This is a genomic window from Streptomyces sp. NPDC001407, from assembly GCF_042895325.1.
Taxonomy (GTDB): Bacteria; Actinomycetota; Actinomycetes; order Streptomycetales; family Streptomycetaceae; genus Streptomyces.
Map to the genome: position 1 here is coordinate 145,397 of NZ_JBIAWF010000010.1, position 13,775 is coordinate 159,171.

At 70.6% G+C, this 13,775-nt stretch carries 11 protein-coding genes; 7 read left to right on the forward strand and 4 right to left on the reverse strand.

The genetic code is table 11. The features are described from left to right. The first annotated feature begins 5 nt into the window (after window positions 1-5). From ACFY1P_RS16300 to trxA, 7 genes are all read left to right on the forward strand, one after another. On the forward strand, window positions 6-2,297 hold the full coding sequence (locus tag ACFY1P_RS16300; protein WP_390750942.1) for a DUF6049 family protein: 2,292 nt from the start codon (window positions 6-8) through the stop codon (window positions 2,295-2,297). 45 nt (window positions 2,298-2,342) lie between these two features. Beyond that, entirely contained in the window at window positions 2,343-4,583 is a 2,241-nt protein-coding gene (gene murJ / locus ACFY1P_RS16305; protein ID WP_390750943.1) for a murein biosynthesis integral membrane protein MurJ, read from the forward strand. 109 nt (window positions 4,584-4,692) lie between these two features. Further along, window positions 4,693-6,408 (forward strand): protein kinase family protein, encoded by a 1,716-nt coding sequence (locus ACFY1P_RS16310; RefSeq protein ID WP_361524980.1) that lies wholly within the window; start codon window positions 4,693-4,695, stop codon window positions 6,406-6,408. Window positions 6,409-6,439: 31 nt separating this feature from the next. Continuing rightward, complete coding sequence (gene sigM, locus ACFY1P_RS16315) at window positions 6,440-7,129, forward strand: RNA polymerase sigma factor SigM (protein WP_390750944.1); 690 nt, start codon at window positions 6,440-6,442, stop codon at window positions 7,127-7,129. After that, complete coding sequence (locus tag ACFY1P_RS16320) at window positions 7,126-8,109, forward strand: anti-sigma factor family protein (RefSeq protein WP_390750945.1); 984 nt, start codon at window positions 7,126-7,128, stop codon at window positions 8,107-8,109. The genes sigM and ACFY1P_RS16320 overlap by 4 nt, the downstream gene beginning before the upstream one ends. Before the next feature lie 115 nt (window positions 8,110-8,224). Further along, entirely contained in the window at window positions 8,225-9,193 is a 969-nt protein-coding gene (gene trxB, locus ACFY1P_RS16325) for a thioredoxin-disulfide reductase (RefSeq protein ID WP_361524972.1), read from the forward strand. Window positions 9,194-9,230: 37 nt separating this feature from the next. Continuing rightward, window positions 9,231-9,557 (forward strand): thioredoxin, encoded by a 327-nt coding sequence (gene trxA / locus ACFY1P_RS16330; RefSeq protein WP_361524970.1) that lies wholly within the window; start codon window positions 9,231-9,233, stop codon window positions 9,555-9,557. Window positions 9,558-9,638: 81 nt separating this feature from the next. On the opposite strand, the gene ACFY1P_RS16335 is transcribed toward trxA, so the two are convergent. From ACFY1P_RS16335 to rsmG, 4 genes are all read right to left on the reverse strand, one after another. Next, window positions 9,639-10,256, reverse strand: coding sequence for a GNAT family N-acetyltransferase (locus ACFY1P_RS16335; protein ID WP_361524967.1), 618 nt, complete (start codon window positions 10,254-10,256; stop codon window positions 9,639-9,641). Between the two features lie 298 nt (window positions 10,257-10,554). Continuing rightward, entirely contained in the window at window positions 10,555-11,664 is a 1,110-nt protein-coding gene (locus tag ACFY1P_RS16340) for a ParB/RepB/Spo0J family partition protein (RefSeq protein ID WP_361524965.1), read from the reverse strand. Beyond that, window positions 11,661-12,713 (reverse strand): ParA family protein, encoded by a 1,053-nt coding sequence (locus ACFY1P_RS16345; RefSeq protein ID WP_390750946.1) that lies wholly within the window; start codon window positions 12,711-12,713, stop codon window positions 11,661-11,663. The genes ACFY1P_RS16340 and ACFY1P_RS16345 overlap by 4 nt, the downstream gene beginning before the upstream one ends. 267 nt (window positions 12,714-12,980) lie before the next feature. Next, on the reverse strand, window positions 12,981-13,700 hold the full coding sequence (gene rsmG, locus ACFY1P_RS16350) for a 16S rRNA (guanine(527)-N(7))-methyltransferase RsmG (RefSeq protein WP_361524960.1): 720 nt from the start codon (window positions 13,698-13,700) through the stop codon (window positions 12,981-12,983). Window positions 13,701-13,775 lie beyond the last annotated feature (75 nt).

Consider the following 13,775-nt stretch of genomic DNA (forward strand, 5'->3'; position numbering starts at 1 on the left):
AGCGCGTGGCCGAGGCGGCAGAGTTCCAGGGGACGACCTCCGCTCCTGCCTGCCGGTGGGCCCGGCACATCGCGACGGTGCTGGCCGGTCTGCTGCTGCTCGTGGGTCTGGTGCAGCTCCCGGCGGCCCCGCGAGCACACGCCGAGTCGGCCGGCTCCCGCACGGTCGACGTCTCCATCGGCTCCCTGACGCCCGTCGCGCCCACGCAGAACGACACGGTCACCGTCTCGGGCACGGTCACGAACAACGGCGGCTCCAAGATCACCGGCGCCCACGTGGGCCTGCGGGTGGGCCCGCAGGTCAGCGGGCGCAGCGACATCGACGACATCGGCGGCCGGTCCGGCTTCTCGGAGGGCTCCGACGGGCCCGAGATCGGCGGCCACACACAGAAGATCGACGATCTGGCTCCGGGCGTCAGCCGCGAATTCACTCTCTCCCTGCCCGCGAAGGACCTGAACCTCGGCGGGGACGGTGTCTACCAGCTGGGCGCCTCCCTCTCCGGGCAGACCTCCGGCCAGCCGTACGAGCGGGTGCTGGGCATCCAGCGGACCCTGCTCCCCTGGCAGCCGTCCGCGACCGAGGGCAAGAAGACGCGGCTCACCTTCCTGTGGCCCCTGGTCTCCTCGACGCACCTGACCGCCCGCACGGAGTCCGACCAGCAGCAGACGCCGATCTTCCCCAACGACGACCTCGCCGCGGACCTGGCGCCCGGCGGCCGGCTCCAGCAGCTGGTGGCACTGGGCAAGAACCTGCCGATCACGTGGGTGATCGACCCCGATCTGCTCGCCACGGTCGAGGCCATGACCAAGAGCTACAAGGTCGACGGCCCGGACGGGAAGAGCACGCCGGGCAAGGGCCAGCTGGTCGCCAAGCAGTGGCTCAGCCAGCTCCAGACGGCCGTCGCGGGCGATCAGGTGGTGGCGCTGCCGTTCGGTGACCCGGACCTGGCGTCGCTCGCCCACCACGGCAAGGAGGTCCCGGGCTCGCTCAGCCACCTCCAGTCCGCCACGGAGCTCGCCGCGACCACCGTGGACACCATCCTCGGCGTGAAGCCGCGCACGGACTTCACCTGGCCCTACGAGGGCGCCGTCGACTCCTCGATCATCGACGTGGCCACCTCCGCGGGCGCCCACAACGTCATCGCCCGCAGCGACAGCCTCCGCGAGACCCGCACCTCGTACACCCCCAGCGCGGCCCGCCAGATCGGCGGCGGCAACACGGCCGTCGTCGCGGACGACCGGATGTCCACCGCCTTCCAGGGCGATCTGATCCGGGCCGACGACTCCTCGCTCGCCGTGCAGCGCTTCCTGGCCCAGAGCCTGCTGGTGAACAAGCAGGCCCCGGACGACGAGCGCAGCATCGTCGTCGCCCCGCAGCGCATGCCCACCACGAGCCAGGCGCAGGCGATGGCGGCGGCCTTGGGCGGTCTGACGGACGGACGCTGGACGCAGCCCGTCGACCTCGGCGACGCGGCCAGGGCCAAGCCCGACCCGGCCGCCAATCAGCAGGTGCCCGGCCCCGGCGCGTACCCCGAGAAGCTGCGCAAGCAGGAGCTGTCCACCGCCGCGTTCGAGGAGATCCAGAAGACCCAGGAGACCCTGGACAGCTTCAAGGTGATCCTGACCTCGCAGGACCGGGTGGTCACCCCGTTCGGCAGCGCGATCATGCGGGAGATGTCGAACTCCTGGCGCGGTGACAGCCGGGGGGCGGCGGAGTTCCGCAACGCCGTGCAGTCGTATCTGGACCAGCTCAAGCGCCAGGTCCAGCTCATCCCGAAGTCCGACGCCACCCTCTCGGGGCGCAGCGCGACGATCCCCGTGACGGTGCGCAACGGCCTTCTGCAGAGCATCTCCGGGCTCCGGCTCGTCCTCGAATCCAGCCGGCCGAGCCGCCTGAAGGTCGGCGAGGCCCAGCAGATCAAGATCGACGGCGGGCACAGCCAGTCGGTGAAGTTCGAGACGCACGCCAACGCCAACGGCCCCGTCCAGGTGACGGCCCGGCTGTACACGGACGACGGCCAGCCCTACGGCGACCCCATCTACTTCACTGTGCATGTCACGTCCATCACCCCTATGGTGCTGGTCGTCATCGCCGGTGGCGTACTCCTTCTGGTCCTCGCGGGCCTGCGCATCTACATCCAGCGCAAGCGGTCCGCCGCGGATGGGACGGCGGACGGGGGAGACTCCGGGACCAGCGGTCCGGGCGATGACAGCCCCCAGCAGCCGGACGATCCGGCTCCGGACACCGGACCGGAAAGCACAGACCGATCCGGCGCAGGTGAGAAAGTGGACCGTTGACGTGTAGTGGGGCCGGCCGGCCGCGGACGATGAGGTGGGGTAGCGATGAACGCGCCGTACGACGGTGACCGCGGGCAGGGCGCGGGCGGTGAACAGCGGGGCCAGTACCCGCCGCCTCCGCCTGCCCCGGACTCGTCCCGTCCGGGCCCGTACGCCCAGGACCCCTATCTCCGGGACGCGTACGCCGCAGACCCCTACCCCGAGCACGACCCGGCCGCCCACGACCCGGTGAGCGACGCGCTGTACGACCGTGCCGCGCACCCCCCGCCGCCGCCCGGCACCTACCAGAACACCTTCCCGCTGCACCAGCAGCAGTCCGCCCCGCAGCAGGGCCCGGACCCCCGGCTGTGGGCTCCCGAGCCGCACCAGCCCGGGGCGCCCGAGCGCGCGTACGGCGACGAGCCCACGACGCAGTTCGCCGGGATCGGCGGGTTCGCCGGACAGCCCTCCCCCGACGACCGCCCTGAGCGGGACGCCTTCGCGCACCTGTACCGCGACCAGCAGCAGCCGTACGAGCCGCAGCGCCCGTCCGGCCAGCCGATCCCGGCGCCCGGCCAGTACACCGCCCCGGCCCCGCAGGTCCCGCCCCCGGTGCCCGAGCCCACACCCGTCTCCGAGACGGAGGCCCCGTCGGCCCCGGCGAAGGGCGGCAAGGCGGCGAGCCTGCTGAAGTCGAGCGCGGTGATGGCCGCGGGCAGCTTCGTCTCCCGCATCCTGGGCTTCGCCCGCAACCTCGTGATGGCGGCGGCGCTCGGCGTCGGCACCCTCAACGACAGCTACCAGGTCGCCAACACCCTGCCGACGATGATCTACATCCTCGTCGGCGGCGGCGCGCTGAACGCCGTCTTCATCCCGCAGCTGGTGCGGTCGATGAAGAACGACGAGGACGGCGGCGAGGCGTACGCCAACCGGCTCTTCACGCTCGTCGTGGTCCTCATGGGCGCGGTCACGACCGTCTGTGTGCTGGCGGCTCCGCTGCTGGTCGGGATGATGATGCCGGACAACGGCGACAGCCCCGGCCAGTTCGACGTCGCCGTGGCGTTCGCCCGCTACTGCCTGCCCACCATGTTCTTCATGGGCGTGCACATCGTCATGGGCCAGATCCTCAACGCCCGCGGCAAGTTCGGCGCCATGATGTGGACCCCGGTCCTCAACAACGTCGTCGTCATCGCCACCTTCGGCGCCTTCATCTGGGTCTACGGCGGCTTCGGCGCGAGCGGCGTCAGCGCGGCCAACATCCCCTCCGAAGGCGTGCGGCTGCTCGGCATCGGCACCCTGCTCGGCCTCGTGGTGCAGGCGCTGGCGATGTTCCCGTACCTCCGCGAGACCGGCTTCCGGCTGCGGCTGCGGTTCGACTGGCGCGGCCACGGCCTCGGCAAGGCCATGGGGCTCGCCAAGTGGACGTTCTTCTTCGTCCTCGCCAACCAGCTCGGCATGGTCGTCGTCACCCAGCTCGCGACCCGGGCGGGCGCCCTCGCCGAGAAGGCGCACCACCAGGGCACCGGCATCACGGCCTACAACTTCGCGCTCCAGCTCTGGCAGATGCCGCAGGCCATCATCACGGTCTCGGTGATGACCGCGGTCCTCCCCCGGATCTCCCGCGCCGCCCACGACGGCGACGTGGCGGCCGTGCGCGACGACCTCTCCCACGGGCTGCGCACCTCGGCCGTCGCGATCGTGCCCTGCGCCTTCGCGTTCCTCGCGCTCGGCGTGCCGATGGCCACGCTGATGTTCTCCAGCTCCGGCACCGGCGGTGCCACGAACATCGGCTTCATCCTGATGGCCTTCGGCCTCGGCCTCATCCCGTACTCCGCGCAGTACGTGATCCTGCGCGGTTTCTACGCCTACGAGGACACCCGCACCCCCTTCTACAACACCCTGATCGTCGCCGGCGTCAACGCGGTCGGTGCCGCCCTCAGCTTCGTCGTCCTGCCGGCCCGCTGGGCCGTGGCCGGCATGGCCGCCTCGTACGGCCTGGCCTACGCCGTGGGTGTCGTCGTCGCCTGGCGCCGGCTGCGTACCCGCCTCGGCGGCGACCTGGACGGCTCCCACGTCATCCGTACCTACGCCCGCCTGGCCGGTGCGTGCGTCCCCGCCGCCCTGATCGGCGGGGCCATCTCCTACGGCATCGGTGAAGTTCTCGGTCACGGATTTGTCGGTTCGCTCGCGGCTCTGATCGGCGGCGGTCTCATCCTGATCGGCGTCTTCTATATCGCCGCCAAGCGGATGCGCGTAGAGGAACTGACCGCCATGGTCGGTATGGTCCGCGGACGGCTCGGACGCTGACCGGAGAACAACCATCGCCCGCTGCCGCGTGTCGTGCATAGCGCCGGACTGTGGGCACAATTGTCTTGGCTGTGGACAGCGTGCAACGGATGGGGAGGCAGGAACGACGGTGGCGGAACGGAGCACAGCTGCCGTCGACGTGGCAGACACCAGCGGCGGCAAGCCGCTGACCGCCAAGGCGGACAAGGCCACGACCGACGGGGCGCAGGCCGCGATCAAGACCGGTACGCACAAGGACACCGCGCGCACGGAGGGCCCGAGCACCGCGCGCGACGCCGAGAGTCCCGAACTCCACAGCGGCCACAAGCTCGCCAAGCGGTACCGCTTGGAGGAGTGCGTCACCCGTCTGGAGGGATTCAGCAGCTGGCGCGCGGTCGACGAGAAACTCCGTCGCGCCGTCGGCGTCCACATCCTGCCCGCCGAGCATCCGCGCGCCCGCCCGGTGCTCGCCGCCGCCCGTTCCGCCGCCCTGCTCGGCGACCCCCGCTTCGTCCAGGTCCTCGACGCCGTCGAGGAGAACGAGCTCGTCTACGTCGTCCACGAATGGCTTCCCGACGCCACCGAGCTCAGCTCCGTGCTGGCCTCGGGCCCCATGGAGCCGCACGACGCCTATCAGCTCGTCAGCCAGGTCTCCCAGGCCATGGCCGCGGCCCACCGCGAGGGCCTCGCCCACCTCCGCCTCCACCCCGGCTCCGTGCTGCGCACCGAGTCCGGGCAGTACCGCATCCGCGGCCTGGCCGTCATGGCCGCACTCCGCGGCATCTCCTCCGACCACCCGCAGCGCACCGACACCGAGGCCATCGGCGCCCTGCTGTACGCCGCGCTGACCCAGCGCTGGCCCTACGAGAGCAACGCGTACGGCCTGCCGGGCCTGCCCAAGGGCACCGGCCTCATCGCACCCGACCAGGTGCGGGCCGGGGTCCACCGCGGCCTCTCGGAGCTGGCGATGCGCGCGCTCGTCAACGACGGTGCCACCGCGTCACGACAGGAAAAGCCGTGCGCCACGCCGGAGGAGCTGGCCAAGGCGGTCGCCGCGATGCCGCGCATCCGGCCGCCGGAGCCCTCCTTCACCGCCCCGCCAAGCGGCTACCCCCGCACGACGTACCAGCAGGGCACCTACGGCGGACCACCGACGCGTGCGGGCCGGCCCGTGCAGCCCGCGCCCGTCCCCCCGCCTCCGCCGCTTCAGAGCCGCACCGGGAGGGCACTGAAGTGGTGCGTCTCCGCCCTGCTCATCGCGGCGCTCGGGCTGGGCAGCTGGCAGCTGGCGGACACGCTGCTCAAGGAGGGGGATTCCTCGGGCGGCGGGAACCACGCGCCGTCCGACGACAGCGAGAGCGACAAGAAGCCGGCCATAAAGAAGCTGCCCATCCAGGGGGCGACCGAGTTCTCGCCCAAGGACAGCCCCATGGCCGAGTCCAAAGTGCCCCTCGCCATCGACGGTGATCCCCATACCGCCTGGATCACCAAGGCGTTCTACGGCCACTCGAACTTCGGGAATCTCGACAATCGCTCGAAGGGCAGCGGCATCGTCGTCGACCTCGGCAGCGTCAAGAGCGTCACCGGCGTCGACGTGAACATGTACGTGCCGGGCCAGACGGTAGAGGTGTTCGGTGCCGATCCCTCGGCATCCGCCCCCTCGCAGCTCGGCGACTTCCCGACGAAGATCATCGGCAGCGGCCAGGTCGGCGACGAGCTGAAGGCGAACGCCGACAAGCCGGTGAAGACGCGCTACGTGCTGATCCACATCACCGACCTGCCATCGGAGAGCGGGGGCGGCTCCTATCGGGGCGGCATCCGGGAGATCAAGGTTCTCGGCAGCTAGCCACTCCGAGCCCGGGGGGAGGGTCTCGACGTTGGACGACGTCACGCGCGACGGCACGAGCGACGCCGAACTCCTCGCCCTCCACGTGGAGGGCGATCCTGATGCCTTCTCGGAAATAGTGCGGCGCCACCGGGACCGCCTCTGGGCCGTGGCGCTTCGCACACTCGGCGACCGGGAGGAGGCCGCCGACGCCGTTCAGGACGCGCTGGTCTCCGCCTACCGCGCCGCCCACACCTTCCGCGGCCAATCCGCCGTCACCACCTGGCTGCACCGCATCACCGTCAACGCCTGCCTGGACCGGGCCCGCAAGGCCGCCTCCCGGCGCACCTCGCCGCTCGCCGAGACCGAGCGGCTCGAGCAGCTCCTCGAACCCCATGAGTCCGCGGCGGCGCCCGCGGAGCGCGGCGATCTGCACCGTGAGCTGCTCCAGGCACTGGCCACCCTGCCACCCGACCAGCGCGCCGCCCTCGTCCTGGTGGACATGCAGGGGTATCCCGTCGCCGAGGCGGCCGAGGTGCTGGGCGTCCCCATCGGCACCGTGAAGAGCAGATGCGCGCGAGGACGGGCCAGACTGCTGCCCATGCTCACCCATCTGCGCGCCGACGGCATGGGTAACCCGCCCCTCGGCGGGGGAAGGAACCGGTCGCAGGGGACGTCCGTCCCACCACCGGCAGGACAGAGTGACGCGGATCCAGTGAAGGGTGGAGGTGGGCGAGCGTGACTTCGACGACCGGCACGGATGAGCACCCGGAGGTCGCGGAGATCTCCGCGCTCGCCGAGGGCGCTCTGTCGCCGTCGCGGTCGGCGGATGTGCGGGAGCACTTGGCCGGCTGCCCTCTGTGTGAGGACGTCCGGACCTCCCTGGACGAGATCCGCACCCTGCTCGGCACTCTTCCGGGGCCGCCCCGGATGCCCGACGACATCGCCGAGCGCATCGACGCGGCCCTCGCCGCGGAGGCCCTCCTCGACTCCACCGCGCACACCGCGACTGTCGTTGATGAGGACGACGCGCTGGTTTCACGTGGAACGAGCACCTCTGAGGCCGTTTCACGTGAAACGGCGGCACGGCCCTCGCGGCACGTTTCACGTGAAACCGCGGCGCCCGCACCCGAGCGTGTTTCACGTGAAACCGACGACCGCCGCCCGGCCGCACGCCCCCGCGCCGCGACCGGGCCGGGCCGGCAGACCCCGTCGCCCGGCAGGACCCGCCCGGGCCGCTCCCGGCGGTGGCCGAAGGTTCTCCTCGGCACCGCGTGTGCCGCCGCCGTGCTCGGGGTGGGCAGCCTCTTCCTGCCGTCCGGAAGCAGTGGGGACCACCACGGTCCCCAGGCGCTGCAGGAGAGCCCGTCCCCGGTCGTCCTCGCCTCCGGTGACCTCAAGTCCCGGGTGCACGATCTGCTGAAGGTGTCCTTCAAGGCCACGGAACCCCGGGGCAAGAGCTCCGAGAACGCTCCCGAGACGATGTTGCGCGACAACGGCACCGACGCCCCCGTCTGCGTCCAGCAAGGCATCGGCCGCCCGGAACCCTCCCTCGCCGCACAGCCGGACAGCTACAAGGGCGAGAGCGCCTATCTGGTGGTCATGCCGCACCCCACCGACGCTTCGCTCGTCGACGCCTATGTCGTCGCGTCGGCCTGTGTCGGCACCACTCCCACGGCTCCTGGGAAGGTCCTGCTGAAGCAGACTCTGCCACGCTACTGAGTCGCTCCTGAGCACTGCCGGCGCCCTACGGGAATGCTCGCCCCGTAGGATCCGTTGGGTGGGGTGAGACCCCGCAAGGACCCGAGACAGCAGTCGGCAGACAAGGAAGACTCCCGTGAGCGACGTCCGCAACGTGATCATCATCGGTTCCGGGCCCGCGGGTTACACCGCCGCGCTCTACACCGCCCGCGCCTCCCTGAAGCCGCTCGTCTTCGAGGGCGCCGTGACCGCCGGCGGTGCGCTGATGAACACCACCGACGTGGAGAACTTCCCCGGCTTCCGTGAGGGGATCATGGGCCCGGACCTCATGGACAACATGCGGGCCCAGGCCGAGCGCTTCGGCGCCGAGCTGATCCCGGACGACGTCATCGCCGTCGACCTGAGCGACGAGATCAAGACCGTCACGGACTCCGCCGGCACCGTCCACCGCGCCAAGGCCGTCATCGTCACCACCGGCTCCCAGCACCGCAAGCTGGGCCTGCCGCGCGAGGACGAGCTCTCCGGCCGTGGCGTCTCCTGGTGCGCCACCTGCGACGGGTTCTTCTTCAAGGACCAGGACATCGCCGTGATCGGCGGCGGCGACACCGCGATGGAGGAAGCCACCTTCCTCTCGCGGTTCGCGAAGTCCGTCACCGTCGTCCACCGCCGTGACACCCTCCGCGCCAGCAAGGCCATGCAGGAGCGCGCCTTCGCGGACCCGAAGATCTCCTTCGTGTGGGACAGCGAGGTCGCCGAGATCCACGGCGAGAACAAGCTCTCCGGCCTGACCCTGCGCAACCTCAAGACCGGTGAGACCTCCGAGCTGCCGGTGACCGGTCTCTTCATCGCGATCGGACACGACCCGCGCACCGAGCTCTTCAAGGGCCAGCTCGACCTGGACGACGAGGGCTACCTCAAGGTCGACGCCCCTTCCACGCGCACCAACCTGACCGGCGTCTTCGCCGCCGGTGACGTCGTGGACCACACCTACCGTCAGGCGATCACCGCCGCCGGTACCGGCTGTTCCTCCGCTCTCGACGCCGAGCGTTACCTCGCGTCCCTCTCGGACAGCGAGAGCGTCCGGGAGCCCGAGAAGACCGCCTGACCCCCACCCCCCACCCGCAGAAGATGAGGAGACCTCCGTGGCTCTCAAGGCCGTAACCGACGCGTCCTTCGACGAGGACGTTCTCAAGAGCGACAAGCCCGTCCTGGTGGACTTCTGGGCCGAGTGGTGCGGCCCGTGCCGCCAGATCGCCCCGTCCCTGGAGGCGATCGCCGCCGAGCACGGCGACAAGATCGAGATCGTCAAGCTGAACATCGACCAGAACCCGACGACCGCCGCCAAGTACGGCGTCATGTCGATCCCGACGCTGAACGTCTACCAGGGTGGCGAGGTCGTCAAGACCATCGTCGGCGCCAAGCCCAAGGCCGCCCTCGAGCGCGACCTGGACCCGTTCATCGGTGCCTGAGCAACAGCTCTGTTTCACGTGAAACGGGCCCGCCCCCTTCGAGGGGAGCGGGCCCGTTCGTGTGTCGGCCGGATGTGACGGCTACAGCGGCCGGAGAGCGGGCTCCTTCTGCACCGCGCCGAGCAGCCGGTCCAGCGCCAGCTCGACGTCCTCCTTCCAGGAGAGCGCCGTGCGCAGTTCCAGCCGCAGCCGGGGATACCTCGGGTGCGGCCGTACGGTCTTGAAGCCCACCGCCAGCAGGTGATCCGCCGGCAGCACGCACGCCGGTTCCTTCCAGTGGGCGTCTCCGAACGCCTCGATCGCCTTGAAGCCGCGCCGGAGCACGTCCTTGGCGACTGTCTGCACCATGGTCCGGCCCAGCCCCTGCCCCTGATATGCCGGTGCCAGCCAGGCGGTCATCAGCTGCACGGCGTCCGCGGCGACGGGGCTGGTGGAGAAGGCCGCCGAGCGCGGGACGTAGGCCGGCGGTGCGTAGAGCACAAAGCCCACCGGCACTTCGTCGACATAGACCACCCGGCCGCACGACCCCCACTCCAGCAGGACGGCCGAGATCCAGGCTTCCTTCTCCAGCTCCGGGCGGCCCGCCTTCAGCGCGGCTTCGCCGCTGACGGGGTCCAGCTCCCAGAAGACGCAGGATCGACAGCGCTTGGGGAGGTCCGGGAGGTTGTCCAGCGTGAGCGGTACGAGCCGACGCCCCATGGAGCCAAATCCTCATTTCCGTCGTGGGCCACACCCCGGGCGGCGCTCAGCGCGCTGCGCTCCCTGAAGAGGCTTCCGACGAATCCGCCGACCGCCCCCAGGCCTAGGCCCGTTGCCACCAGTCCGGTCCGGCTCACCGTTCGCATGGACCCGCCCTCCGTGAACTGTGTCCAACGTGGATGCGCCATACCCAACGCATCGTATCCGCGCGGCGATTGGGCGAAAAGCGGGGAAAGGCAAAAGGCGGGTTGTGTTCCACGTGAAACACAACCCGCCCGAAGTCACGACGCCCGACGGGCTACTCCGCGTCCGCCTCGCCCTGATCGGCGAGCTTCTGCTCCAGCACCCGGCCCTCACCGGGGGCGAGCGTGCCCAGGATCCGCTCGAGGTCCTCCATCGAGGCGAACTCGACGACGATCTTGCCCTTCTTCTGCCCGAGGTCGACCTTCACCCGGGTCTCGAAGCGGTCCGACAGCCGCGAGGCCAGACTGTTGAGAGCCGGGGAGACCCGAGCACCGGCACGCGGCCCCTTGGGCTTCGCCGAGCTCCGGGTGGCCGGCTTCATGACCGTCACGATCTCTTCCACCGAACGCACCGACAGCCCCTCGGCCACGATGCGCTTCGCGAGCTCGTCCTGCTCCGTGAAGTCCTCGACGGAGAGCAGCGCGCGAGCATGACCGGCAGTGATCACGCCCGCCGCGACCCGGCGCTGCACCGGGGGTGCCAGCTTCAGCAGCCGCAGCGTGTTGGAGACCTGCGGGCGCGACCGCCCGATCCGGTCCGCCAGCTGGTCGTGGGTGCAGTTGAAGTCCTTGAGCAGCTGGTCGTACGCGGCCGCCTCCTCAAGGGGGTTCAGCTGGGCGCGGTGCAGGTTCTCCAGCAGCGCGTCGAGCAGCAACTTCTCGTCGTCGGTCGCCCGGATGATGGCCGGGATCTTCTCCAGCCCGGCCTCACGGCACGCCCGCCAGCGCCGCTCACCCATGATGAGCTCATAGCGCTCGGCGCCCAGCTGGCGCACGACGACCGGCTGGAGCAGGCCGACCTCACGAATGGAGGTGACCAGCTCTGCCAGTGCGTCCTCGTCGAACACCTCGCGGGGCTGGCGAGGGTTGGGCGTGATGGAGTCCAGCGGCAGCTCGGCGAAGTGAGCACCGGCTACGGCATCGTCCTCCACCGGCGCGGCCGCCTTGGGCGGCACCGCTTCCGTTTCACGTGAAACGGCGGCATCCTCCATGGGCAGGGACGTCACCCTCGACGCCGCCATGGTGCGCTCGGCCGTCAGCACCGGTACCGCGCTGGGCGACGTCGCGCCGGGCCCCACGGTCGCCCCCGCGCTGTCCGGGGTCTTCGGCGCCGCCGGAATCAGCGCACCGAGCCCCCGGCCCAGTCCTCTACGTCGCTCACTCACTGAAGCCCCTCCGACATGCTGTGCTGGTCCTGCTGTGGTTGACGGCCCACCATGTGGGCCTTACTGCCGTCGTAACGCACGCCGACCCCCCGCAGCGCGATCTCCCGGGCCGCCTCCAGATAGGACAGCGCCCCGCTGGAACCCGGGTCATAGGTGAGAACGGTCTGCCCGTAGCTGGGCGCCTCCGAGATACGCACCGACCGGGGGATGCTCGTGCGCAGCACCTCATGGCCGAAGTGGGTGCGGACCTCGTCGGCCACCTGGGAGGCCAGCCGGGTGCGGCCGTCGTACATCGTCAGCAGGATCGTCGACACATGGAGCTTGGGGTTGAGATGCCCCTTCACCAGCTCGACGTTGCGCAGCAGCTGACCCAGCCCCTCCAGCGCGTAGTACTCGCACTGGATCGGGATCAGCACCTCCGCGCCGGCGACGAGGGCGTTGACCGTCAGCAGACCGAGCGAGGGCGGGCAGTCGATGAGGATGTAGTCGAGCGGCTGCTCGTACGCCTGGATCGCCCGGTCCAGGCGGCTCTCGCGGGCCACCAGCGAGACCAGCTCGATCTCGGCACCCGCCAGGTCGATGGTGGCCGGGGCGCAGAAGAGCCCCTCCACATCGCGCACCGGCTGCACCACGTCGGAGAGCTTCCGGCTGTCGATCAGGACGTCGTAGATCGACGGGACGTCGGCGTGGTGGTCGATGCCCAGCGCCGTCGAGGCATTGCCCTGGGGGTCCAGGTCGATGACCAGCACGCGGTTGCCGTCCAGCGCCAGCGAGGCCGCCAGGTTCACGGTCGTGGTGGTCTTGCCCACCCCGCCCTTCTGGTTGGCGACGACCATCACCCGGGTCTGGTCCGGCCGGGGCATCGGGGGCGGTGGCGTTTCACGTGAAACGACCTCACCGGTGGCCAGGGGACCGGGGTCGATCCCTGGCTCGGTGTCGGCAGGACGGGGGCCGGGGACCGGGTCGGCCATCGGCCCCGCGATATTGGCGTCGGACCGCAAGGATTCACTCTCCTCGACATCAGGCTCGCAGTAGACAGAGCCTGCCATGCTTTCGGGGTCGTGAACCAGCGAGGCCCGTTCTCCTGTGGATGAATCCACCGAGCCTGTGGATGAACCTGGGCTTCCGGGGGCCGGGCGGTCGCGCGGAGTGTCCTCCATGCGACCACGACCGATGATTCCCAGCAGCAAGGAGCGACGTTTCACGTGAAACACGATGCACCGGACGCTCCACTACGGCGCCACGACACTCCGTAATGGGTAGTTTTGGCAGCTTGTATGGAGCAGGGTCAGGCTGCCGGGCGGCGGAACCGCCGGTCAGCGCCGACGGCGCGTGGTCCTGCCGACCCGGGCCGCCTTGGCCCGCTTCGCCGCGAAGCGCACACCGCCGGGGCTCTCCCCGACCTCGACCCGCACGACGGTGGACATCGGGTCCACCACGCCCTCGCCGACCTGGAGCACCGAGGTGCGCACGACGCCGAGCTTGCTCAGCGCGGCGCGGGCGCCCTTGAGCTCCTCCTCTGCCGTGTCGCCCTTGAGTGCCAGCATCTCGCCGTACGGGCGCAGGAGCGGCACGCCCCAGCCGGCGAGGCGGTCCAGCGGGGCCACCGCGCGGGCCGTCACCACATGGACGGGCTGCACCTTGCCGAGCATCTCCTCGGCGCGGCCGCGGACGACCGTCACATGGTCCAGCCCCAGCAGCTCGACGACCTCCTGGAGGAACGTCGTGCGCCGCAGCAGCGGCTCCAGGAGGGTGATCTGGAGGTCCGGGCGCACCAGAGCCAGCGGGATGCCCGGGAGACCGGCACCCGAGCCCACGTCGCACACCGAGACGCCGTCGGGCACGGCCTCGGAGAGCACCGCGCAGTTCAGCAGGTGACGCTCCCAGAGCCTCGGCACCTCACGGGGGCCGATCAGGCCGCGCCGCACGCCCGCGTCCGCGAGCAGTTCCGCGTACCGGACGGCCTCTGGCAGGCGGTCGCCGAAAACCGCCTGCGCCTCCGGGGGCGCCGGGGGGAGCTCCGCTGCCTCTTCCACGGGGAACCGTCCTTCCGTACGACGTCTCTCTGAGAGTCAGAGTCTGAATATCAGGCTGACAAGGATCGGCCCCGC